This is a genomic window from Enterobacter sp. WCHEn090032, assembly GCF_003986875.1.
GTDB classification, from domain to species: Bacteria; Pseudomonadota; Gammaproteobacteria; order Enterobacterales; family Enterobacteriaceae; genus Enterobacter; species Enterobacter sichuanensis.
In genome coordinates this window covers 63,583-84,773 of sequence record NZ_RXRN01000019.1, presented here as the reverse complement: position 1 = coordinate 84,773, position 21,191 = coordinate 63,583, and the positions used below count along the sequence as shown (strand labels likewise).

25 protein-coding genes are annotated in these 21,191 nt (G+C 54.9%); 7 read left to right on the top strand and 18 right to left on the bottom strand.

Going from position 1 to position 21,191, the window contains the following annotated elements:
• The 9 genes from EKN83_RS16390 to fkpA form a co-directional block, all read right to left on the bottom strand.
• Positions 1 to 111, bottom strand: a 111-nt coding sequence (locus EKN83_RS16390) for a GTP-binding protein (protein ID WP_001336758.1), incomplete at its 3' end; no start/stop codon positions are given.
• Between the two features lie 69 nt (positions 112 to 180).
• Entirely contained in the window at positions 181 to 2,295 is a 2,115-nt protein-coding gene (fusA, locus tag EKN83_RS16385) for an elongation factor G (protein WP_021242224.1), read from the bottom strand.
• A 96-nt stretch (positions 2,296 to 2,391) separates the two neighbouring features.
• The gene (gene rpsG, locus EKN83_RS16380) at positions 2,392 to 2,862 is read right to left on the bottom strand and encodes a 30S ribosomal protein S7 (protein WP_004106370.1); all 471 of its coding nucleotides are present in this window, start codon (positions 2,860 to 2,862) and stop codon (positions 2,392 to 2,394) included.
• 96 nt (positions 2,863 to 2,958) lie between these two features.
• Positions 2,959 to 3,333: a 30S ribosomal protein S12 gene (gene rpsL, locus EKN83_RS16375; protein ID WP_000246815.1), complete on the bottom strand. Its 375-nt coding sequence runs from the start codon at positions 3,331 to 3,333 to the stop codon at positions 2,959 to 2,961.
• 124 nt (positions 3,334 to 3,457) lie between these two features.
• On the bottom strand, positions 3,458 to 3,745 hold the full coding sequence (tusB, locus tag EKN83_RS16370) for a sulfurtransferase complex subunit TusB (RefSeq protein ID WP_025758055.1): 288 nt from the start codon (positions 3,743 to 3,745) through the stop codon (positions 3,458 to 3,460).
• A gap of 7 nt (positions 3,746 to 3,752) precedes the next feature.
• A complete protein-coding gene (gene tusC, locus EKN83_RS16365) occupies positions 3,753 to 4,112 on the bottom strand; it encodes a sulfurtransferase complex subunit TusC (protein WP_045285959.1) in 360 nt (119 codons plus the stop codon).
• A complete protein-coding gene (gene tusD / locus EKN83_RS16360) occupies positions 4,112 to 4,498 on the bottom strand; it encodes a sulfurtransferase complex subunit TusD (RefSeq protein ID WP_025758057.1) in 387 nt (128 codons plus the stop codon). Before tusD ends, tusC begins: the two co-directional genes overlap by 1 nt.
• Positions 4,498 to 5,220 carry a transcriptional regulator gene (locus EKN83_RS16355; protein ID WP_003861697.1) on the bottom strand — a complete coding sequence of 241 codons (723 nt, stop codon included), beginning with the start codon at positions 5,218 to 5,220 and terminating at the stop codon, positions 4,498 to 4,500. Before EKN83_RS16355 ends, tusD begins: the two co-directional genes overlap by 1 nt.
• A 165-nt stretch (positions 5,221 to 5,385) precedes the next feature.
• The gene (fkpA, locus tag EKN83_RS16350) at positions 5,386 to 6,207 is read right to left on the bottom strand and encodes an FKBP-type peptidyl-prolyl cis-trans isomerase (protein ID WP_025758059.1); all 822 of its coding nucleotides are present in this window, start codon (positions 6,205 to 6,207) and stop codon (positions 5,386 to 5,388) included.
• Positions 6,208 to 6,446: 239 nt separating this feature from the next.
• Here fkpA and EKN83_RS16345 point away from each other — a divergent pair, with 239 nt between their 5' ends.
• Positions 6,447 to 6,665 carry a protein SlyX gene (locus tag EKN83_RS16345; protein ID WP_024907948.1) on the top strand — a complete coding sequence of 73 codons (219 nt, stop codon included), beginning with the start codon at positions 6,447 to 6,449 and terminating at the stop codon, positions 6,663 to 6,665.
• An 82-nt stretch (positions 6,666 to 6,747) separates the two neighbouring features.
• Here the strand turns inward: EKN83_RS16345 and slyD are convergent, their stop codons facing one another.
• The 4 genes from slyD to kefG form a co-directional block, all read right to left on the bottom strand.
• Entirely contained in the window at positions 6,748 to 7,338 is a 591-nt protein-coding gene (slyD, locus tag EKN83_RS16340) for a peptidylprolyl isomerase (RefSeq protein WP_008503010.1), read from the bottom strand.
• Positions 7,339 to 7,432: 94 nt separating this feature from the next.
• Complete coding sequence (locus tag EKN83_RS16335) at positions 7,433 to 7,633, bottom strand: YheV family putative zinc ribbon protein (RefSeq protein ID WP_126801292.1); 201 nt, start codon at positions 7,631 to 7,633, stop codon at positions 7,433 to 7,435.
• Between the two features lie 13 nt (positions 7,634 to 7,646).
• Entirely contained in the window at positions 7,647 to 9,452 is a 1,806-nt protein-coding gene (kefB, locus tag EKN83_RS16330; protein ID WP_025758061.1) for a glutathione-regulated potassium-efflux system protein KefB, read from the bottom strand.
• Complete coding sequence (kefG, locus tag EKN83_RS16325) at positions 9,452 to 10,006, bottom strand: glutathione-regulated potassium-efflux system ancillary protein KefG (RefSeq protein WP_021242220.1); 555 nt, start codon at positions 10,004 to 10,006, stop codon at positions 9,452 to 9,454. The genes kefB and kefG overlap by 1 nt, the downstream gene beginning before the upstream one ends.
• Positions 10,007 to 10,141: 135 nt before the next feature.
• On the opposite strand from kefG, the gene EKN83_RS16320 reads away from it, so the two are divergent.
• The 4 genes from EKN83_RS16320 to EKN83_RS16305 all read left to right on the top strand — a co-directional run bounded on the left by EKN83_RS16320 (position 10,142) and on the right by EKN83_RS16305 (position 14,295).
• Positions 10,142 to 12,046: an ABC transporter ATP-binding protein gene (locus EKN83_RS16320; RefSeq protein WP_126801291.1), complete on the top strand. Its 1,905-nt coding sequence runs from the start codon at positions 10,142 to 10,144 to the stop codon at positions 12,044 to 12,046.
• Positions 12,047 to 12,157: 111 nt separating this feature from the next.
• The gene (locus EKN83_RS16315) at positions 12,158 to 13,180 is read left to right on the top strand and encodes a hydrolase (protein ID WP_045285963.1); all 1,023 of its coding nucleotides are present in this window, start codon (positions 12,158 to 12,160) and stop codon (positions 13,178 to 13,180) included.
• Positions 13,177 to 13,395, top strand: coding sequence for a YheU family protein (locus EKN83_RS16310; RefSeq protein ID WP_013099053.1), 219 nt, complete (start codon positions 13,177 to 13,179; stop codon positions 13,393 to 13,395). Before EKN83_RS16315 ends, EKN83_RS16310 begins: the two co-directional genes overlap by 4 nt.
• A 30-nt stretch (positions 13,396 to 13,425) precedes the next feature.
• On the top strand, positions 13,426 to 14,295 hold the full coding sequence (locus EKN83_RS16305) for a phosphoribulokinase (protein ID WP_045285964.1): 870 nt from the start codon (positions 13,426 to 13,428) through the stop codon (positions 14,293 to 14,295).
• A gap of 79 nt (positions 14,296 to 14,374) precedes the next feature.
• Here the strand turns inward: EKN83_RS16305 and EKN83_RS16300 are convergent, their stop codons facing one another.
• Positions 14,375 to 14,779 (bottom strand): OsmC family protein, encoded by a 405-nt coding sequence (locus tag EKN83_RS16300; RefSeq protein ID WP_014885509.1) that lies wholly within the window; start codon positions 14,777 to 14,779, stop codon positions 14,375 to 14,377.
• A gap of 311 nt (positions 14,780 to 15,090) precedes the next feature.
• Between EKN83_RS16300 and crp the strand changes: the two genes are divergently transcribed.
• Together crp and EKN83_RS16290 are read left to right on the top strand one after the other, a co-directional pair.
• Positions 15,091 to 15,723 (top strand): cAMP-activated global transcriptional regulator CRP, encoded by a 633-nt coding sequence (gene crp, locus EKN83_RS16295; RefSeq protein WP_000242758.1) that lies wholly within the window; start codon positions 15,091 to 15,093, stop codon positions 15,721 to 15,723.
• A gap of 57 nt (positions 15,724 to 15,780) precedes the next feature.
• The gene (locus tag EKN83_RS16290) at positions 15,781 to 17,868 is read left to right on the top strand and encodes a YccS/YhfK family putative transporter (protein ID WP_045285965.1); all 2,088 of its coding nucleotides are present in this window, start codon (positions 15,781 to 15,783) and stop codon (positions 17,866 to 17,868) included.
• On the opposite strand, the gene EKN83_RS16285 is transcribed toward EKN83_RS16290, so the two are convergent.
• From EKN83_RS16285 to ppiA, 4 genes are all read right to left on the bottom strand, one after another.
• Positions 17,865 to 19,085: an aspartate aminotransferase family protein gene (locus tag EKN83_RS16285; protein ID WP_185857683.1), complete on the bottom strand. Its 1,221-nt coding sequence runs from the start codon at positions 19,083 to 19,085 to the stop codon at positions 17,865 to 17,867. The genes EKN83_RS16290 and EKN83_RS16285 overlap by 4 nt on opposite strands.
• Before the next feature lie 86 nt (positions 19,086 to 19,171).
• Positions 19,172 to 19,735 carry an aminodeoxychorismate synthase component 2 gene (pabA, locus tag EKN83_RS16280; protein ID WP_045285967.1) on the bottom strand — a complete coding sequence of 188 codons (564 nt, stop codon included), beginning with the start codon at positions 19,733 to 19,735 and terminating at the stop codon, positions 19,172 to 19,174.
• Between the two features lie 30 nt (positions 19,736 to 19,765).
• Positions 19,766 to 20,350 (bottom strand): putative adenosine monophosphate-protein transferase Fic, encoded by a 585-nt coding sequence (locus tag EKN83_RS16275; protein WP_095442059.1) that lies wholly within the window; start codon positions 20,348 to 20,350, stop codon positions 19,766 to 19,768.
• A gap of 106 nt (positions 20,351 to 20,456) precedes the next feature.
• A complete protein-coding gene (gene ppiA, locus EKN83_RS16270; protein WP_025758075.1) occupies positions 20,457 to 21,029 on the bottom strand; it encodes a peptidylprolyl isomerase A in 573 nt (190 codons plus the stop codon).
• Between the last annotated feature and the right edge of the window lie 162 nt (positions 21,030 to 21,191).

Here is a 21,191-nt window from a genome sequence, read left to right as displayed (position 1 = left end):
AGCCAGAACGGTAGTGATTGCAGCAGTCAGGGTAGTTTTACCATGGTCAACGTGGCCGATAGTACCAACGTTGACGTGCGGTTTTGTACGTTCAAATTTTTCTTTAGACACGGCTATATTCCTTACTATAGTGCTCTCCCCTTGGGAGAGAGCACGGGACTTAGGTTTTAATCCTGTGGATTACTTACCACGGGCTTCAATAACGGCCTGAGCAACGTTGTTAGGCGCATCATCATACTTCAGGAATTCCATGGTGTATGATGCACGACCTTTGGTCAGAGAACGCAGCTGAGTTGCATATCCGAACATTTCAGACAGCGGAACTTCAGCGTGGATCTTAACGCCAGTCACTTCGGATTCCTGACCACGCAGCATACCGCGACGACGGCTCAAGTCACCGATAACGTCACCGGTGTTCTCTTCAGGAGTTTCTACTTCAACCTTCATGATTGGCTCAAGCAGAACTGGTTTTGCTTTCTTAAAGCCTTCTTTAAAGGCAATAGACGCAGCCAGTTTAAACGCCAGTTCAGAGGAGTCAACGTCGTGGTAAGAACCGAAGTGCAGACGGATACCCATGTCAACAACCGGATAGCCAGCCAGAGGGCCCGCTTTCAGCTGTTCCTGGATGCCTTTATCAACGGCTGGGATGTATTCGCCAGGAATTACACCACCTTTGATGTCGTTGATGAACTCGTAACCTTTCGGGTTAGAGCCCGGCTCCAGTGGGTACATGTCGATCACAACGTGACCGTACTGACCGCGACCACCAGACTGCTTAGCGTGCTTACCTTCAATATCGGTAACTTTCGCGCGAATCGCTTCGCGGTAAGCAACCTGAGGTTTACCCACGTTCGCTTCAACGTTGAATTCACGTTTCATACGGTCAACGATGATGTCCAGGTGCAGTTCACCCATACCAGCGATGATGGTCTGGTTAGATTCTTCATCAGTCCATACGCGGAATGATGGGTCTTCTTTCGCCAGACGGCCCAGAGCCAGACCCATTTTTTCCTGGTCAGCTTTGGTTTTTGGTTCAACTGCGATGGAGATTACCGGCTCTGGGAACTCCATACGCTCCAGAATGATTGGGTGATCCGGGTCACACAGGGTGTCACCAGTGGTCACGTCTTTCAGACCGATAGCTGCAGCGATGTCGCCCGCACGAACTTCTTTGATCTCTTCACGTTTGTTAGCGTGCATCTGTACGATACGGCCAAAACGTTCACGCGCCGCTTTCACGGAGTTCAGGATGGTGTCACCGGAGTTAACCACACCAGAGTATACGCGGAAGAAGGTCAGGTTACCCACGAATGGGTCGGTAGCAATTTTGAACGCCAGTGCAGAGAATGGCTCTTCGTCGCTTGCGTGACGCTCAGCCGGAGTATCTTTACCGTCGTCCAGGATGCCGTTGATCGCAGGAACGTCAACCGGGGATGGCAGGTAGTCAACTACCGCATCCAGCATCGCCTGAACACCTTTGTTCTTGAACGCAGAACCACAGGTTACCAGGATGATTTCGTTGTTCAGAACGCGCTGACGCAGAGCTTTTTTGATCTCTTCTTCAGTCAGTTCTTCACCACCCAGGTATTTCTCCATCAGCTCTTCAGAAGCTTCAGCAGCGGATTCGATCAGGTTCTGGTGCCATTCGTCAGCCAGGTCCTGCATTGCAGCTGGGATATCTTCGTATTCGAAGGTAACGCCCTGGTCTGCATCGTTCCAGTTGATGGCTTTCATTTTCACCAGGTCGATAACGCCGGTGAAGCCTTCTTCAGCACCAATTGCCAGCTGCAGCGGAACAGGGTTCGCGCCCAGACGGGTTTTGATCTGGCCAACAACTTTCAGGAAGTTAGCACCCATACGGTCCATTTTGTTAACGAACGCGATGCGTGGAACTTTATATTTGTTCGCCTGACGCCATACGGTTTCAGACTGTGGCTGAACACCACCAACTGCGCAATAAACCATTACCGCGCCGTCAAGAACACGCATGGAACGTTCTACTTCGATGGTGAAGTCAACGTGCCCTGGGGTGTCGATGATGTTTACGCGATGCGGTTCGTACTGCTTAGCCATACCTGACCAGAATGCAGTAGTCGCTGCGGAGGTGATAGTGATACCACGCTCCTGCTCCTGTTCCATCCAGTCCATGGTGGCTGCGCCGTCATGAACTTCACCGATTTTGTGGTTTACACCGGTGTAGAACAGAATACGTTCGGTAGTAGTGGTTTTACCGGCGTCGATGTGCGCACTGATACCGATGTTACGGTAGCGTGCGATGGGTGTTGTACGAGCCATTTGATTCCTCGTTTATATCTTTAGACGTTCAGTTAAGTTACCCAGAGCGGGCGGCTTCTCTGAAGCGCCCGCCTGGTGACTAATACTCCGAAGGGATTACCAACGGTAGTGTGCGAACGCCTTGTTGGCTTCTGCCATACGGTGAACGTCTTCACGTTTCTTAACTGCAGTACCTTTGTTGTCTGCAGCATCAGAAAGTTCGTTCGCCAGACGCAGAGCCATGGATTTATCACCGCGTTTACGAGCAGCTTCAACGATCCAACGCATTGCCAGAGCATTACGACGAACCGGACGAACTTCAACTGGAACCTGATAAGTAGAACCACCAACGCGGCGAGACTTAACTTCTACAGTCGGGCGCACGTTGTCGAGAGCGACTTCGAAAGCTTCCAGTTCATTTTTACCAGAGCGCTGAGCCAGGGTCTCCAGCGCGCTGTATACGATTGCTTCTGCAGTAGATTTTTTACCATCTACCATCAGGATATTTACAAATTTTGCCAGCAGTTCTGATCCGAATTTCGGATCTGGAAGAATTTTACGCTGACCAATGACGCGACGACGTGGCATGGGAATACTCCGTTGTTAATTCAGGATTGTCCAAAACTCTACGAGTTTAGTTTGACATTAAGATAAATCAGTTTGGCCTTACTTAACGGAGAACCATTAAGCCTTAGGACGCTTCACGCCGTACTTGGAGCGAGCCTGCTTACGGTCTTTAACACCTGAGCAGTCCAGCGCACCACGAACGGTGTGGTAACGAACACCCGGAAGGTCTTTAACACGACCGCCACGGATCAGGATCACGGAGTGCTCCTGCAGGTTGTGACCTTCACCACCGATGTAGGAAGTCACTTCGAAACCGTTAGTCAAACGCACACGGCATACTTTACGCAGTGCGGAGTTTGGTTTTTTAGGAGTGGTGGTATATACACGAGTACATACACCACGTTTCTGCGGGCAGGCTTCCAGCGCAGGCACGTTGCTCTTTGCAACTTTGCGTGCACGTGGTTTGCGTACCAGCTGGTTAACTGTTGCCATTAAATAGCTCCTGGTTTTAGCTTTTGCTTCGTAAACACGTAATAAAACGACCTCATACAATATGAGGACGCGAAATTTTAGGGCTACGTCGAAAAGGTGTCAAGAAATATACAGCGATCTCAAATCACCAGTTCATTTGACTGGCGTGCGTCACAGTAAGATTGACGAAATCAGTATAGCCAACCACGTCAATTTTGGCTGAAATTTGACCAGAAAGACCCCGCGCATCCAGATCCTCCTTCAGCGCAGAGACCGTTATGGGGGCATTTGTGAGGATTTCAACGAAACGGCTGCCGTCCAGCGCAGCAAGCACGCCATCCTGAATCAGCAGCAGATCATCGCCTTCGCGCAGCATACTCACGAGCGTGTCGATATCACATTGCCACGGTGAGCGGCTCAGGGTATGGAGCATGGCAGCCTCAGAAAGTCAGAATAGTGTCGTAATGCGAGAGTTGCTCGCGCAGGGCAGCGGACGTCAAGCACGTCGCATCCAGCACCAGGGGCGTCTTGTCATTCAATCCGCGCGCGGCCAGCGAATCGGCGCAGACATACAACGTTTCAATGTCGTACAGCGGTAACACTTTGAAGGTGGCGATATAATCCCGCGCCAGAATGGCCTGTGGCTGCTGACCCGCCAGAAGCTGAAACACCCCGTCCCCCAAAAAGAAGACGCCGATATCTTCAGTCAACGCGGAAGTCGCGAGCAGCGCATCCAGCCCTTCTCTGCCGGATGCATTGCCGTGCGGTGCCGAGGTAAAAACAAACGCGACACGCTTCATCAGAACTGCACCACTCTGTCGCAGGTTAACGCCGCCTGGGCCAGTGCCCCGAGACCACTCAACGAAAAACCGGGCTGCAGGTTAGCGCCTGCTAAACCAAGACGCCCGGCTTCAGTTGCATCAGCGACACCGCGACGCAGCGCCGCCGCGACGCAGATATGCAGCGCAACGCCCTGCTTTTCGTTTAAAGCCTGCCAGGCACGCACCAGATCAAACTCGTCGCTCGCCGGCGACGTAAACTGGTTCGCGTTATACACCCCTTCCCGATAGAAGAAGACGCTCGCCAGCTCATGCCCGGCCGCCAGAAGCGCATGCGCAAACTGCAGCGCGCTGCTGGCCTGCTGTGTACCGTACGCCGGGCCTGTCACCATTAACGCAAAACGCATTACTTGTCTTGTCCCAGGAAATCACCGCTTTTGAACTGGCGGATGTAGAGATAGACGGTGTGCTTGGAGATGTTCAGACGATCGGCCACCTGGTTGATGGCGTCTTTGATATCAAAAATCCCTTTCTCGTAGAGATTAAGCACGATCTGGCGATTCTTGGCGTTGTTCGAGACGTTGCGATCGGCATTCACCTCTTCAATCGTAAACTCAAGCGTCTGCGTGACCAGATCTTCGACGGAGGAGGCAAAGTTAACCGATGAGCCAACATCCGGCGTTTCAGGTGGAATAAAGGTGCTCATGATTTGCGAGAATGGCACATCAAGGTTCATGTTGATGCACAGCAGCCCAATCACACGATGCTCGCGGTTTCGAATCGCGATAGTTTCTGATTTCATCAGCACGCCGCTTTTGGCGCGGGTGAAATAGCATTTGGAGACGCTGCTGTCCGCGCCGGTCATGTCATGCAACATACGCAATGCAAGGTCGGTGATTGGCGAACCAATTTTACGGCCAGTATGCTCACCATTCGCAATGCGGATAGCGGAACACTTCAGATCTTGCAGGGAGTGCAATACGATTTCGCAGTGGGAGCCAATGAGCATCGCTAACCCGTCCACCACCGCTTCATAGGATTTCAGAATATCGAAGTCGGTCTGGTCAAAAGGACGTTGATCCAGCAAATCAAGTTCACTGGTTTCGTTGGTTAAAAGCGACCTGGACATGAAAAAAACACTCCTTTTCAGGAGCCTGTCATTCGGTTTTCAGGGCAGGCTCATTATCTACACGGACAACTAAATTAATACAGCGTGTATAGCGCTTTCCAGTGTTAATTATATCTGCCCCACAATAAAAAAACCGCCGCCTGAAAGGCGGCGGTTTTTGTCACATTACTTCTTAGCGTCTGTCGCTGCTTTTTCTTCAGCCGGCGCGTCTGCCTTCGCATCCGCTTTCGGAGCCGGTTTGATGTCCAGCAGCTCTACGTCAAAGACCAGCGTAGAGTTGGCAGGGATACCCGGAACGCCGGTTTTGCCATACGCCAGATCCGGTGGGATAACCAGCTTGATTTTGCCGCCTTTCTTGATGTTTTTCAGGCCTTCAGTCCAGCCAGGGATCACACCATCCAGACGGAAAGAGAGTGGCTCACCACGGGTGTAAGAGTTATCGAACTCTTTACCGTCGATCAGCGTACCTTTGTAGTTCACGACAACAGTGTCGCTGTCTTTAGGCGCATCGCCGGTGCCTTCTTTCTCAACTTTGTACACCAGGCCAGTAGACGAGGTTTTCACACCTTTCTCTTTAGCAAAGGTATCGCGGTAGGCTTTGCCTTTCGCTTCGTTGTCTTTCGCGTCCGCTTCCATCTTAGTCTGAGCGGCACCTTTCACACGCGCTTCAAACGCCTGCAGAGTCTGTTCGATTTCCTGGTCAGAGAGCTTGCTCTTATCAGCAAAGGCGTCCTGAACGCCGGCGATCAGCTGGGCTTTATCCAGTTTGATGCCCAGTTTCTCTTGTTCTTTCAGAGAGTTTTCCATGTAACGGCCCAGAGATGCGCCCAGTGCGTAGGCGGATTTCTGGTCGTCATTTTTGAACGCCGCTTTGCTGTCTGCCGTGGCAGCAGGCTTCGCAGCAGTGTCAGCCGCGAATGACAGCGGCGCGTTCAGCGCAACAGCCATTGTCGTTGCCAGCAGCGTTACTTTAAACAGTGATTTCATCCATATCTCCAGGGCCTGGGGACTCTCACCCCAGCATTAAACGTAAAATGAGTGACGTACTATAAAACGTTGCGGAAGAAATCTACAGACAGACACTTCCAATTCTCGCCACTTTTCAGACTATTTTTGTTTAAATAAGTTTCTTGCCAGGGGGATGCAGACTGTACTTAAGGATAAACTCAGTTAAACTGCGCCGCCGCGGGGCCATTATGGCGAATCTGAAATAAACGAGGTGAATGATGAAGGATACAGCATTAGAAGCGAGAATGGCTGAGCTGGAAAGCCGCCTGGCTTTTCAGGACATCACCATCGAAGAACTGAACCAGACCGTGACCGCACATGAGCTCGAAATGGCGAAACTGCGGGATCATATGCGCCTGCTGACGGAAAAGCTGAAGGCCACCCAGCCGTCGAACATTGCCTCTCAGTCGGAAGAGACGCCACCTCCTCATTATTGAGGCATAAAAAAAGCGGGATTCTCCCGCTTTTTTGTGCCCGGTGTCGCAAAGCTTACCGGGCCAGCATGTCAAACGACAGGCCTTAGTGGCAGCCGCAGCCGCCGTTACCGCAACCACCTTTACCGTGACCGTGGTCGTGACCATGGTCATGGCCGTGGCCACCGCAGCAGCCGTCGTGGCCGTGATCGTGGTCATGGTCGTGACCGTGCGCACCGTGAACGTGGCCATGAGCCAGCTCTTCTTCGGTTGCTTCACGGATAGCGACAACTTCAACGTTGAACTTCAGGTTCTGGCCAGCCAGCATGTGGTTGCCGTCAACCACAACGTGGTCGTCTTCCACTTCGGTGATTTCAACAGGAACCGGACCCTGGTCGGTTTCAGCCAGGAAACGCATGCCAACCTGCAGCTCGTCAACGCCCATGAACACGTCTTTAGGCACGCGCTGAACCAGGTTGTCGTCATACTGACCGTAAGCGTCGTTCGCGCCTACAGCAACGTCAAATTTGTCGCCAACTTCATGACCTTCCAGCGCGTTTTCCAGGCCAGAAATCAGGGAACCGTGACCATGCAGGTAGTCAAGCGGCGCACTCACCGGAGACTCATCAACCAACACACCGTCTTCTGTACGTACCTGATAGGCCAGGCTGACCACCAGGTCTTTTGCTACTTTCATGATATCTCCTGAGCGTGGGAAAATTGCTGGCGCAGATTGTAGCGGAAATCTGCACCCGTGTACCCTTTAGCTTAAAAAAACTCAGGGCATATCGCTAGTCCGGATGAAAAATCCCGATAACTTGCTCTTCTTTGCGCACATGATCGCGGGCCTCTTTATCAGCTTCTCGCATCTGGTGACCGCACTTAACACACTCAACAACATCAATATTATTCTCCCGCCACATTGCCAGGGTATCTTGCGCCTGGCAGGAGGGACATTTTGCACCCGCAATAAAGCGTTTACGTACAACCATCTTTCGTTACCCTTTATTCAAATTCATCCCAGCCATCAAGCTGGCGTCGTTCCTGTTGCATCTCGCGCTGGAAGATCTCCTCCAGTTCGCGACGCGCTTCCCGCACGCGAGAGATCTGCGCCGTATCGGTATGCACCGGCATCAGCTCGCGTAACATTCGCATATCCAGCCGGCGGAAATGCATCTGGGCGCGTTGCGCCTGGTGAGGATGCATCCCCAGCGAGATTAACGCTTTGCGCCCCAACTCCAGCGCACTGGAAAACGTTTCACGAGAGAAGTGTTTCACACCCGCCTGCAACAGTTCGTGAGCTTCAACACGTCCACGCGCACGCGCCAGAATGTGCAGATGCGGAAAATGCTGCTGACAGAGCTCCACCAGCTTCATCGTGTCTTCTGGATCGTTGCAGGTAATCACGATGGACTCAGCGGCCTCTGCGCCAGCAGAGCGCAACAGCTCGAGCTGGGTCGCGTCGCCGTAATAAACCTTATAGCCATATTTGCGCATCAGGTTGACCGCGCTGATATCGCGCTCCAGCACGGTAATGCGCATCTTGTTCGCCATCAGCAAACGTCCGATAACCTGTCCGAAGCGGCCAAAGCCCACCACAATCACCTGCGGCTTGTCGTCTTCCACCCACGGGGCTTCATCTTCATCGTCAGACGGGTTTAAGCGGCGCGACAGAAGTTTATCCACCAGCTTCATCAGCAGCGGCGTGGTCATCATCGACAGCGTAACCGTCACCAGCAAAAGCGCCATCTGATCGTCTTTAAAAAGCTTCTGGGAGGAGGCGGTGGAGAAGAGCACAAACGCGAACTCGCCCCCCTGGCTTAACACGCTGGCAAACTGCATACGCTCCGAACTGCGCAAGCCGTAAATGCGTGCCATGACGTACAGCACCAGTGTTTTTACCGCCACCAGAATGGCAACGCTGACCACAACCCACAGCAGATGGGTATAGAGCACACCGAGATTGAGCGCCATCCCCACCGAAATAAAGAACAGCCCTAACAGCAACCCTTTAAAGGGATCGATAGCAATTTCCAGCTCGTGGCGATATTCGCTCTCCGCCAGCAGCACCCCGGCGATAAAGGTGCCGAGCGCCATCGACAGCCCCAGCGCGTCCATAAACAACGCCGATCCCAGCACCAGCAGCAGCGTCGCGGCGGTGAAGACTTCGCGCACGCCCGAGGCGGCAATAAAACGGAACACGGGACGTAACAGGAAACGTCCGCCAATCAGCATGCCCGCAAAGGCCAGTACCTTCATGGCAATTTTCGCCCAGTCAAAATGATCGTCGCCGGAACCGGCCAGCAGCGGCACCAGCGCCAGCGCCGGGATCACCGCTAAATCCTGGAAAAGCAGCACCGAAAAGCCCAGCTGACCGGCTTCGTTGCGGTTCATCCCTTTGTCGCGCATCAGCTGCAGGGCCATCGCCGTCGACGACATCGCAAGGCCTATTCCGCCTATCACCGCCGCCTGCCAGGAAAAGTCCGTCAGCATTAACAGGCCGCCCAGAATCGCGGCGCTGAACAACACCTGCGCGGCACCCACGCCAAAGATAGAGCGTCGGAGCTGCCATAATTTAGAAGGATTCAGCTCCAGGCCGATGATGAACATCAGAAACACCACGCCCAGCTCGGAGAAGTGGAGTATTTCATCCACATCACTGATGAATCCCAGCCCCCAGGGGCCAATCGCGATCCCCGCCAGCAGATACCCCAGCACCGCCCCGATTCCAATCCGTGCAGCAAACGGCACCGCGACAACGGCCGCAAATAAAAACAGCACCCCGGCGAGGAGCAAATTCGATCCTTCCATTAACGACCTCCTGCCGGAATCGGTGACGCCAGCCATTCACCATAGGCTCGGGCGTGGCTCGCCAGCTCTTTGGGATCCTGACGCCGCGCCCAGTAGACAATAATCGGGCTCATCCAGTGCATACGGCACATTGCCGCCGTCAGCTCGAAAGGCCGCAGGATGTCGCTCATCGGATAGCGGTTCAGCCCGTCGTGGCGGTAAGCGCTTTCTGGCTCACCGGTGGTGATCACACTACGCCAGTACTTTCCCGCCAGTTGGTTGCCCCCCACCCCGCTGGAGAAGCCCCGGCTCAGCACGCGGTCCAGCCACTCTTTGAGCAGCGCCGGACAGCTGTAGGTATAAAGCGGATGCTGGAACACAATCACGTCATGCTGACGCAGCAGTTCCTGCTCATAAGGAATATCAATAAAGAAATCAGGATAGTGCGCGTAGAGATCGTGCACCGTCACGTTGCTGAGCTGAGTCGCCGGCTTAAGCAGAACCCGGTTCGCCACCGAGTCCTGAGATTCCGGATGGGCATACAGCAGCAGCACTTTTGCTGTCTGAGACATCATTCCCCTCCCGGTCTTGTTTCTGTTTTTGTGTATCGTCGTTGTTTTGGGCTACCATGGCGGCCCGGTGCGGAAAATGGCCCACACCTTACATTATCATAATGACAAATTAACATAGTCGGAACATACGGCGCTTCTATGATTGTTTTCTCCTCGTTACAAATTCGTCGCGGTGTGCGCGTCCTGCTGGATAACGCCACTGCTACCATCAACCCGGGCCAAAAAGTGGGTCTGGTCGGCAAAAACGGCTGTGGTAAATCCACGCTGCTGGCGCTGCTGAAAAACGAGATTAGCGCGGATGGCGGTAACTTTACCTTCCCGGGGAACTGGCAGCTCGCCTGGGTGAATCAGGAGACGCCCGCCCTCAGCGAACCGGCACTCGACTATGTTATCGACGGGGACCGTGAATACCGTAAGCTCGAGGCGGAACTCAACGCCGCTAACGAGCGCAACGACGGCCACGCCATCGCCACCGTTCACGGCAAGCTGGACGCCATTGACGCGTGGACCATTCGCTCCCGCGCCTCCAGCCTGCTGCACGGCCTGGGCTTCAGCAATGAACAGCTGGAACGCCCGGTCAGCGACTTCTCCGGCGGCTGGCGTATGCGCCTCAACCTGGCGCAGGCGCTGATCTGTCGCTCTGACCTGCTGCTGCTCGATGAACCGACCAACCACCTCGATCTCGATGCGGTTATTTGGCTGGAGAAGTGGCTTAAGAGCTATCAGGGCACTCTGATTCTGATCTCCCACGACCGCGACTTCCTCGACCCGGTGGTGGATAAAATCATTCACATCGAACAGCAAACGATGTTCGAGTACACCGGTAACTACAGCTCCTTCGAGCGCCAGCGCGCGACGCGTCTTGCCCAGCAGCAGTCCATGTACGAAAGCCAGCAGCAGCGCGTCGCGCACCTGCAGAGCTTTGTGGATCGCTTCAAGGCCAAAGCGTCTAAAGCGAAGCAGGCCCAAAGCCGCATCAAGATGCTGGAACGCATGGAGATGATTGCCCCGGCGCACGTGGACAACCCGTTCCACTTCAGCTTCCGCGCGCCGGAAAGCCTGCCAAACCCGCTGCTGAAGATGGAAAAAGTGAGCGCCGGATACGGCGATCGCATTATTCTCGACTCCATCAAGCTCAACCTGGTGCCGGGTTCACGTATTGGTCTGCTGGGACGCAACGGTGCCGGTAAATCCACGCTGATCAAACTGCTGGCGGGCGAACTTAACCCGGTCAGCGGCGAAATCGGGCTGGCGAAGGGCATCAAGCTTGGCTACTTCGCCCAGCATCAGCTGGAATTTTTACGCGCGGATGAATCCCCGATCCAGCACCTGGCGCGTCTGGCGCCGCAGGAGATGGAGCAGAAGCTGCGCGATTATCTCGGCGGCTTCGGCTTCCAGGGCGATAAGGTCACCGAAAACACCGAACGTTTCTCCGGCGGCGAAAAAGCCCGTCTGGTGCTGGCGCTGATCGTCTGGCAGCGCCCGAACCTGCTGCTGCTCGATGAACCGACCAACCACCTCGATCTCGACATGCGTCAGGCGCTGACCGAAGCGCTGATTGAGTTCGAAGGCGCACTGGTTGTGGTTTCGCACGACCGTCACCTGATCCGCTCCACCACGGACGATCTCTACCTAGTGCACGACGGCAAAGTCGAGCCGTTCGACGGCGATCTGGAAGACTACCAGCAGTGGCTGACGGACGTGCAGAAGCAGGAAAACCAGCCGGAAGAGCCAACGAAAGAGAACGCCAACAGCGCTCAGGCGCGTAAAGACCAGAAACGCCGTGAAGCGGAGCTGCGCACCCAGACGCAGCCGCTGCGTAAAGAGATTGCCCGTCTCGAAAAAGAGATGGAAAAGCTCAACGCCACGCTTGCTGCCGTTGAAGAGAAGCTCGGCGACAGCGGTCTCTATGACCAGAGCCGTAAAGCGGAGCTGACGGACTGCCTACAAACCCAGGCGAAGACCAAATCGAACCTCGAAGAGTGTGAGATGGCCTGGCTCGACGCCCAGGAACAGCTGGAAGCGATGCTGCAGGCCGACTGAGTATTTCCCCCGTTTTGCGAACAGGATCCGTCCCTGGTTCGGAAATCCTGGCTAAACGGGGTACAATTCGGAAAGTATCGTAAATTTCCGACAAGAATCAGCATCGCGCTTATGACCCAAATCATTCCATCAGACTTCGACATTGCGGCCGAAGACAGCACTGAGTTCGTGCCTATGCGCGGCGTGGCCAATCGCCATTTGCAGACCATGCTGCCGCGACTGATCCGCCGCAAGGTTCAGTTCACCCCGCACTGGCAACGGCTTGACCTGCCGGACGGTGACTTTCTGGATCTCGCCTGGAGCGAAGCACCTGAGCAGGCCCGCCATAAGCCGCGCCTGGTGGTCTTTCACGGTCTGGAAGGCAGTCTGCACAGCCCTTATGCGCATGGGTTAATTGAGGCGGCAAAAGCGCGCGGCTGGCTCGGCGTGGTGATGCATTTTCGCGGCTGCAGCGGCGAACCCAATCGTCAGAAACGCATTTATCACTCGGGTGAAACCGAAGACGGTACGTGGTTTTTGCACTGGCTGCGGGATAATTTTGGCAACGTGCCAACCGCCGCCGTGGGCTACTCGCTGGGCGGCAATATGCTGGCCTGTCTGCTGGCCAAAGAGGGCGAAAGCGTACCGCTGAATGCGGCCGTCATTGTCTCCGCCCCGTTTATGCTGGAGCAGTGCAGCTACCATATGGATAAAGGCTTTTCCCGCGTCTATCAGCGCTATCTGCTCAACCTGCTGAAAGCCAACGCGGCGCGTAAGCTGAAGGCTTACCCGGATACGCTGCCGGTCAGCCTGCGCCAGCTGAAAAAGGTGCGCCGTATTCGCGAGTTCGACGATCTGATCACCGCCAAAATTCACGGCTTCGCCGATGCGATTGACTACTATCGTCAGTGCAGCGCCATGCCGCTGCTCAGCAAGATCACGCAACCGACGCTGATCATTCATGCCAAAGATGACCCCTTTATGGATCACCACTCGATCCCCGCGCAGGAGTTTCTTCCCGACAACGTTCACTATCAGTTGACCGAGCATGGCGGCCACGTCGGGTTTATCGGTGGCACCCTGCGCCGCCCGAAAATGTGGCTTGAGACGCGTATCCCTGACTGGCTAACCCCTTATCTGGACGGTGCAAAATGATTATTCCCTGGCAGGATCTGGCTCCCGAAACGCTCGACAATCTGATTGAAAGCTTTGTATTGCGCGAAGGCACCGATTATGGTGAACATGAACGCTCGCTTGAGCAAAAGGTCAACGATGTAAAGCGCCAGCTGAAAAGCGGCGACGTGGTGCTGGTGTGGTCAGAACTGCATGAGACGGTCAATATCATGCCCCGCAACGCGTTTCACGGCTGATCTTCCACCCTTTTCAGTCAGGGAGTTGTTATGTCTGCCAGACATCCGATTATTGCCGTTACGGGGTCGAGTGGTGCGGGAACCACCACCACCAGCCTCGCCTTTCGCAAGATTTTCGCCCAGCTGAATCTCCGTGCGGCGGAGGTCGAAGGCGACAGCTTTCACCGCTACACGCGTCCGGAGATGGATATGGCCATCCGTAAGGCGCGCGATCTGGGTAAACACATCAGTTACTTCGGCCCGGAGGCCAATGACTTCGGCCTGCTGGAGCAAACCTTTATTGAGTACGGACAGAGCGGCAAAGGGCAGTCCCGCAAGTATCTGCATACCTATGATGAAGCCGTTCCCTGGAATCAGGTGCCGGGCACCTTTACTCCCTGGCAGCCGCTGCCGGAACCTACCGACGTCCTGTTCTACGAAGGTTTACACGGCGGCGTGGTCACGCCGCAGCATGACGTGGCACGCCACGTGGATCTGCTGGTCGGCGTGGTGCCTATTGTTAACCTGGAGTGGATCCAGAAGCTGACGCGTGACATGAGCGAGCGCGGCCACTCGCGCGAGGCGGTGATGGATTCGGTGGTTCGCTCCATGGAAGATTACATCAACTACCTGACGCCGCAGTTTTCCCGCACCCATATCAACTTCCAGCGTGTGCCAACGGTGGACACCTCCAACCCGTTTGCCGCCAAAAGTATCCCATCGCTGGATGAGAGCTTTGTGGTGATCCATTTCCGCAATCTCGAAGGCATTGATTATCCGTGGCTGCTGGCGATGCTGCAGGGCTCGTTCATTTCTCACATGAATACATTAGTGGTGCCGGGCGGAAAAATGGGACTGGCAATGGAGCTCATCATGACGCCGTTGGTACAGCGACTGATGGAAGGGAAACAGATCGAGTGAGTTGTTTTGCCCGGTGGCGCTACGCTTACCGGGCCTACAATCCGTAGGGCAGGCAAGCGAAGCGCCACCCGCCACACGATTACGCCTCGATCACTTCGTACGAATGGGTGATTTTTACCGCCTTCTCCAGCATTAACGCCACAGAGCAGTACTTCTCCGCCGACAGGTCCACCGCGCGTGATACCGCCGCGTCTTTCAGCGCTTTGCCGGTCACAACAAAGTGCAGATTAATGTGGGTGAACAGGCGTGGCGCCTCTTCACGACGTTCTGAGGTCAGTTTAACCTCGCAATCTGTCACGTCATGACGGCCTTTCTGCAGAATCGACACCACGTCAATGGCGCTGCATCCCCCTGCCGCCATCAGCACCATCTCCATTGGGCTTGGCGCTTTATCGCCGGAGTTGCCATCCATCAAAATCTGGTGTCCGGAAGCGGACTCGCCCAGGAACGTTAAACCTTCAACCCATTTCACGCGCGCTTGCATATTCTTAAACTCCAACGTTGCATTTTTGGTGACAGATTACGCGTGCGTTACATTTCTCGCAATGGAAGGCGACCTGCATCATGCTGAAGCGAGACACCAGGAGACACGCGGCGAAAGCTATGCTAAAACACTCAGGATGCTACAGTAATACATTGACGTTACACGTGTATGCAGAGGACATCAAACTTTACTGGCTGCGAAACGTTACGGTAGCCGACTTCCCAGGGTATGGGTAAGAATTCGATTGCAACCCCAGAGTCCGGATGCATCTGATGACTCTGGTGACAGCTTATAACAGAGGATAACAGCGCATGGTGCTTGGCAAACCGCAAACAGACCCGACTCTCGAATGGTTCTTGTCTCATTGCCACATTCATAAGTACCCATCGAAGAGCACGCTGATTCACCAGGGTGAAAAAGCGGAAACGTTGTATTACATCGTTAAAGGCTCGGTGGCAGTGCTGATCAAAGATGAAGAAGGGAAAGAGATGATCCTTTCTTATCTGAACCAGGGCGATTTCATCGGTGAACTGGGCCTGTTTGAAGAGGGCCAGGAACGTAGCGCCTGGGTTCGTGCAAAGACAGCATGTGAAGTGGCTGAAATTTCTTACAAGAAATTCCGTCAGCTGATTCAGGTTAACCCTGACATCCTGATGCGTCTTTCTTCCCAGATGGCGCGCCGTCTGCAGGTCACCTCTGAGAAAGTGGGCAACCTCGCCTTCCTGGACGTGACGGGCCGTATTGCACAGACGCTGCTGAACCTGGCGAAACAGCCAGACGCCATGACCCACCCGGACGGCATGCAAATTAAAATTACCCGTCAGGAAATTGGTCAGATCGTCGGTTGCTCCCGTGAAACCGTAGGTCGTATCCTGAAAATGCTGGAAGATCAAAACCTGATCTCCGCCCACGGTAAAACCATCGTGGTTTACGGAACGCGTTAATTCCGCTCAAACGGCGTGTCACCGCAAGGTGTCACGCCGTTTTTGTCTCTACTCCCCATGTGGCGCAGGCTGATTTATCACCCGGAAGTTAACTACGCACTGCGACAAACGCTGGTGTTGTGTCTTCCTGTGGCCGTAGGCCTGCTCCTCGGACATCTTCAGCAAGGTCTGCTCTTTTCTCTGGTGCCCGCCTGCTGCAACATTGCCGGTCTGGACACGCCGCATAAGCGCTTTTTCAAACGACTCATCATTGGCGGTTCACTGTTTGCCGGCTGTAGTCTCGCCGTGCAGCTTCTGCTGGCGCGCGATATTCCGCTGCCGCTGATCCTGACCGTGCTGGCGATGACCCTGGGTGTTACCGCCGAAATCAGCTCGCTGCACGCCCGTCTGCTTCCCGCCTCGCTGATTGCGGCCATTTTCACGCTGAGCCTCGCCGGAAATATGCCGGTGTGGGAGCCGCTGCTGATCTACGCGCTGGGGACATTATGGTACGGGCTGTTTAACTGGTTCTGGTTCTGGCTGTGGCGCGAACAGCCGCTGCGTGAATCCCTGAGCCTGCTCTATGTGCAGCTGGCGGAGTATTGTGAAGCCAAATACACCCTGCTCACCCAGCATACCGATCCGGAAAGATCGCTGCCCCCGCTGCTGACCCGTCAGCAAAAGGTGGTGGATCTGATAAGCCAGTGCTACCAGCAACTGCATATGCTCGCCGCCAACCAGAATCACGAATATAAACGGCTGCTGCGCACTTTCCAGGTGGGGCTGGATCTGCAGGAGCATATCTCCGTAAGTCTTCACCACCCGCAAGAGGTGCAAAAACTGGTAGAGCGCAGCCACGCAGAAGCGGTGATCCGCTGGAACGCACAGACCGTCTCCGCGCGTCTGCGAGTGCTGGCCGACGATATTCTCTATCACCGCTACCCCACGCGCTTTAACATGGACAAACAGCTCGGCGCGCTGGAGAAAATCGCCCGTCAGCATCCGGATAACCCGGTCGGTCAGTTTGCCGCCTGGCACTTCAGCCGCATCGCCCGCGTGCTGCGTACCCAGCGCCCGCTTTATTCCCGCGATCTGATGGCGGACAAACAAAAACGGCTGCCCTTACTGCCCGCGCTCAGAAGTTATCTGTCGCTTAAATCCTCCGCCCTGCGCAATGCCGCACGGATTAGCGTCATGCTCAGTGTCGCCAGCCTGATGGGCATGGCGCTGCATCTGCCAAAACCCTACTGGATCTTAATGACCGTGCTGTTTGTCACCCAGAATGGCTACGGCGCCACGCGGGTGCGTATTCTGCACCGGGCCGGCGGAACGATGGCGGGGCTGATTATTGCGGGCGTGACGCTGCACTTCCACGTGCCGGAAGGCTATACCCTGGCAGGGATGCTGATGATTACGCTGGTGAGCTATCTGATTATCCGCAAAAACTACGGCTGGGCGATGGTGGGCTTTACGGTGACGGCGGTGTATACCCTGCAACTGCTCACGCTCAATGGCGAACAGTTTATTGTCGCCAGGCTGATTGATACCCTGATCGGCTGTCTGATTGCCTTTGGGGGCATGGTCTGGCTGTGGCCGCAGTGGCAGAGCGGGCTGCTCAGGCAGAACGCCCACGACGCGCTGGAGGCTGACCAGGAGGCTATCCGCCTGATTCTGAGCGACGACCCGCAGCCCTCCCCGTTGGCTTATCAGCGGATGAAGGTCAACCAGGCGCACAACGCCCTGTTCAACTCGCTCAACCAGGCGATGCAGGAGCCAGGCTTTAACTCGCACTATCTGGCGGACATGAAGCTCTGGGTGACGCACAGCCAGTTTATCGTCGAGCATATCAACGCCATGACCACGCTTGCGCGTGAACATACCATGCTGACGCCAGACCTGGCGCAACGTTACCTGCAGTCGTGTGAGATTGCCCTGCAGCGCTGTCAGCAGCGTCTGGAGTATGACGCGCCGGGTGAGTCGGGGGATTCAAATATTCTGGAAGCGCCGGAGACGCTCACCCACGGGCCAATGAGTACCCTTGAGCAGCATTTACAGCGCATCCTGGGGCATCTGAACACCATGCACACCATTTCATCGGTGGCATGGCGTCAGCGTCCGCATCACGGGATTTGGTTAACCCGTCGCCTGAAGCGGACGGCGTATTAACCTTTTACGATCTTCGCGACTGCCGCGGCAAAGCGGGTTAAACCGTCTTCGATGTCTTTTTCTTCCACAACCAGCGACGGCGCAAAACGTATCACGTCCGGCCCGGCATTGAGCACCATCACCCCTTCGTGGGCGGCGGCGTGCAGGAAATCGCGTGCGCGGCCTTTGTACTGCGGTTTCAGCTCGACACCGATCAGCAGCCCCATCCCGCGGATCTCGCTGAACACGTCGTACTGGTCATCAATCTTTTGCAGATGTTTTACGAACAGTTCGCGCTTCGCGCCCACGCCATTGAGAACCTCAGGCGTGTTGATAATATCAAACGCCGCGCCCGCCACAGCGCTCGCCAGCGGATTACCGCCGTAAGTGGAGCCGTGCGACCCCACATGAAACGCGGAGGCAATCTCCTGGGTGGTCAGGACCGCACTCACCGGGAAACCGCCGCCGAGCGCTTTGGCGCTGGTCAGAATATCCGGCGTCACGCCGTAGTGCATATAGGCAAACAGGGAGCCGGTACGCCCCATCCCGCACTGCACTTCATCAAATACCAGCAGCGCCTGGTGCTCGTCGCAAAGCGCGCGCAGCCCTTTCAGGAATTCCGGCGTGGCGGCCGTCACGCCACCTTCGCCCTGAATCGGCTCCACCACCACCGCGCAGGTGTGATCGTCCATCACCGCTTTTACCGCATGCAGATCGTTAAACGGCACATGGACGATGTCAGCCGGTTTCGGACCAAAACCGTCGGAATACTTCGGCTGACCACCAACGGAGACGGTAAAGAAGGAGCGCCCATGGAAGGCATTGTGGAAAGCGATGATTTTGGTTTTGTACGGGCTGTGGCGCGTGGTGGCATAGTAGCGCGCCAGCTTGAAGGCGGTTTCGTTGGCTTCGGTGCCGGAGTTCATAAACAGCACGCGCTCGGCAAACGTGGCATTAATGATCTTGCGGCCAAGACGCAGCGCCGGTTCGTTGGTGAAAACGTTGCTGGTGTGCCACAGGGTTTCGCCCTGGGTTTTCAGCGCCTCGACCAGCGCAGGATGGCAATGACCCAGCGCCGTTACCGCAATCCCGCCCGCGAAATCCACATACTCTTTACCCTGTTGATCCCAGACGCGGCTGCCTTTTCCCTTTACCGGGATAAACTCAGCCGGTGCATAAATCGGCAGAATCACTTCATCAAATGTCGCGCGGGTAATTGCTGGTTGTTCAGTTGCCATGTCATGCCCATCCATTTTATGTCACATCAATTGTGAAAATATAATCACAAAATATGCATAAAAAATCACAGCAAGGCAACAGATATTCAGCGATTGAGGAAATTTGCCAGCAGCGCGTGCCCCTGTTCGCTGAGGATGCTTTCCGGATGGAACTGCACGCCTTCGAGATCCCATTCGCGGTGACGAATCCCCATGATCTCCTGCGTATCGCTCCAGGCGGTCACCTCAAAGCAGTCAGGCAGCGTCGGCGGGTCAATCACCAGCGAATGATAGCGCGTCACGGTCAATGGATTATTGAGCCCCGTAAATACCCCGGTACCCGTGTGTGTGACCGGCGAGGTTTTGCCGTGCATCACTTTCGCCGCACGGACGATGGTGGCCCCAAACGCCTGGGCAATCGCCTGATGACCCAGGCAGACGCCCAGAATGGGCAGCTTGCCAGCATACTGCCGGATAACGTCCAGCGAAATGCCCGATTCCGACGGTGTGCAGGGGCCGGGTGAGATGACGATTTTTTGCGGAGCCAGCGTCTCAATATCGGCAAGGCCAATCTCGTCATTGCGGCGGACAACCACCTCTGCACCCAGTTCACAAAAATACTGGTAAAGGTTCCAGGTGAAGGAATCGTAGTTATCAATCAGCAGAATCATGGCGGCTCCCGAAAAAAATGCCGCCCTATTCTACTCAGATTCCCGCGCTTCGCTCACTACTTTGGCAAAGATAGCGTTTAACGCGCTGAGATCGCCCGTTGCACCGCTCCGGTTAGCCGCCACCCAATCTTCGGGATCGATATCGCGCCAGTCCAGCGCGTAACCCGCGTGGATCGCCAGTTGCTCAAAGAAAACGCGCTGAGCAATACCGTTACCGCTGGCAAAAGGGTGCAGCATGTTGATTTCACAATAGTAATGGCTAATTCGTTCTATAAACGCCGCTTTCTCCAGACCAACCAGATACTTTTCGCTTTCCAGCGCCGCCATCAGTTCGTTGCCCATCTTTTCGATGTACTCGAAATGGCAGAAAGGAATGTCGCCCTTAAAAATATCGTCAGTACGCAATTCGCCAGCGTGCTTCAACTCTCTGCGGTAGAGATGGCGGTGAATAAGGCACAGATGGGGCAAACCGGGAGCGGAAGGCCCAAGCTCCAGCGTTTCAATATGGGGATCGGAAGGACCATGACCTTTTTCAAGGAGACAACTGGCCTGAAAATTGACGTTACGCTGCTGCTCCCAGAGACGGGATTTTTGCTTGTCGGTGAGTTTTTTCACTTAACGCCTCCCTGAATATGTCCGTTTGCCACAAGTATAAGCAGCAAAACGCGCTTTCGCAGGGAGGGCTAACAACACGGGCAAAGATCGCCCGTGTCGAAACAGGTTACGGCAGAACTTTCGCGGAGAGGATCACGACAGGTTTTGACGGCACATTCTGGTACGGGCCAACGTCATGGGTAGGAACCTGAGAAATCTTGTCCGCCACGTCCATCCCTTTCACCACTTTACCGAACACCGCATAACCGAAGTCGCGCTGGCCGTGGTCGAGGAAGGCGTTATCCGCCACGTTGATAAAGAACTGGCTGGTCGCGCTGTCTTTATCCGCGGTACGCGCCATGGAAATGGTGCCGCGGGTGTTCAGCAGGCCGTTATCTGCTTCGTTTTTAATCGGCGGGTTCGGCTGTTTCTGCTGCATCTGCTCATTAAAACCGCCGCCCTGCACCATAAACCCAGGGATCACACGATGGAAGGTGGTGTTGTTGTAGAAACCACTGTTTACATAGTCGAGGAAGTTTTTCACAGAAACCGGAGCTTTCTGGCTATTCAGTTCCAGCTCAATATTCCCGGCGGAGGTGGTCAGCAGAACGTGAGGGTCCCCTTTTGCTGCCAGCGCAGCAGGGGAAACGGCAGAAAGAGCAAACACAGCTGCGACAGCCGCCAGTGTTGATTTGAGCATGAGAATTCCTTAACAAAGCGCAGTATATAAAGCGAATGGCTTAATTCTAAAGAGCAGTATGAACGGAGACCAGCCTTTTACCTAATTTTACGAAATTGAAACAGTTGTAACCACGCAAACGATTGGTTCCGGCGGCTTTTTATGTGATCAAGATCACATAAA

Excerpts from the sequence above, each read along its gene's own strand:
- fusA (WP_021242224.1), bottom strand. The coding sequence starts at position 2,295 with ATGGCTCGTACAACACCCATCGCACGCTACCGTAACATCGGTATCAGT.
- rpsG (WP_004106370.1), bottom strand. The coding sequence starts at position 2,862 with ATGCCACGTCGTCGCGTCATTGGTCAGCGTAAAATTCTTCCAGATCCG.
- rpsL (WP_000246815.1), bottom strand. The coding sequence starts at position 3,333 with ATGGCAACAGTTAACCAGCTGGTACGCAAACCACGTGCACGCAAAGTT.
- tusB (WP_025758055.1), bottom strand. The coding sequence starts at position 3,745 with ATGCTCCATACCCTGAGCCGCTCACCGTGGCAATGTGATATCGACACG.
- tusC (WP_045285959.1), bottom strand. The coding sequence starts at position 4,112 with ATGAAGCGTGTCGCGTTTGTTTTTACCTCGGCACCGCACGGCAATGCA.
- tusD (WP_025758057.1), bottom strand. The coding sequence starts at position 4,498 with ATGCGTTTTGCGTTAATGGTGACAGGCCCGGCGTACGGTACACAGCAG.
- EKN83_RS16355 (WP_003861697.1), bottom strand. The coding sequence starts at position 5,220 with ATGTCCAGGTCGCTTTTAACCAACGAAACCAGTGAACTTGATTTGCTG.
- fkpA (WP_025758059.1), bottom strand. The coding sequence starts at position 6,207 with ATGAAATCACTGTTTAAAGTAACGCTGCTGGCAACGACAATGGCTGTT.
- EKN83_RS16345 (WP_024907948.1), top strand. The coding sequence starts at position 6,447 with ATGAAGGATACAGCATTAGAAGCGAGAATGGCTGAGCTGGAAAGCCGC.
- slyD (WP_008503010.1), bottom strand. The coding sequence starts at position 7,338 with ATGAAAGTAGCAAAAGACCTGGTGGTCAGCCTGGCCTATCAGGTACGT.
- EKN83_RS16335 (WP_126801292.1), bottom strand. The coding sequence starts at position 7,633 with ATGGTTGTACGTAAACGCTTTATTGCGGGTGCAAAATGTCCCTCCTGC.
- kefB (WP_025758061.1), bottom strand. The coding sequence starts at position 9,452 with ATGGAAGGATCGAATTTGCTCCTCGCCGGGGTGCTGTTTTTATTTGCG.
- kefG (WP_021242220.1), bottom strand. The coding sequence starts at position 10,006 with ATGATGTCTCAGACAGCAAAAGTGCTGCTGCTGTATGCCCATCCGGAA.
- EKN83_RS16320 (WP_126801291.1), top strand. The coding sequence starts at position 10,142 with ATGATTGTTTTCTCCTCGTTACAAATTCGTCGCGGTGTGCGCGTCCTG.
- EKN83_RS16315 (WP_045285963.1), top strand. The coding sequence starts at position 12,158 with ATGACCCAAATCATTCCATCAGACTTCGACATTGCGGCCGAAGACAGC.
- EKN83_RS16310 (WP_013099053.1), top strand. The coding sequence starts at position 13,177 with ATGATTATTCCCTGGCAGGATCTGGCTCCCGAAACGCTCGACAATCTG.
- EKN83_RS16305 (WP_045285964.1), top strand. The coding sequence starts at position 13,426 with ATGTCTGCCAGACATCCGATTATTGCCGTTACGGGGTCGAGTGGTGCG.
- EKN83_RS16300 (WP_014885509.1), bottom strand. The coding sequence starts at position 14,779 with ATGCAAGCGCGCGTGAAATGGGTTGAAGGTTTAACGTTCCTGGGCGAG.
- crp (WP_000242758.1), top strand. The coding sequence starts at position 15,091 with ATGGTGCTTGGCAAACCGCAAACAGACCCGACTCTCGAATGGTTCTTG.
- EKN83_RS16290 (WP_045285965.1), top strand. The coding sequence starts at position 15,781 with ATGTGGCGCAGGCTGATTTATCACCCGGAAGTTAACTACGCACTGCGA.
- EKN83_RS16285 (WP_185857683.1), bottom strand. The coding sequence starts at position 19,085 with ATGGCAACTGAACAACCAGCAATTACCCGCGCGACATTTGATGAAGTG.
- pabA (WP_045285967.1), bottom strand. The coding sequence starts at position 19,735 with ATGATTCTGCTGATTGATAACTACGATTCCTTCACCTGGAACCTTTAC.
- ppiA (WP_025758075.1), bottom strand. The coding sequence starts at position 21,029 with ATGCTCAAATCAACACTGGCGGCTGTCGCAGCTGTGTTTGCTCTTTCT.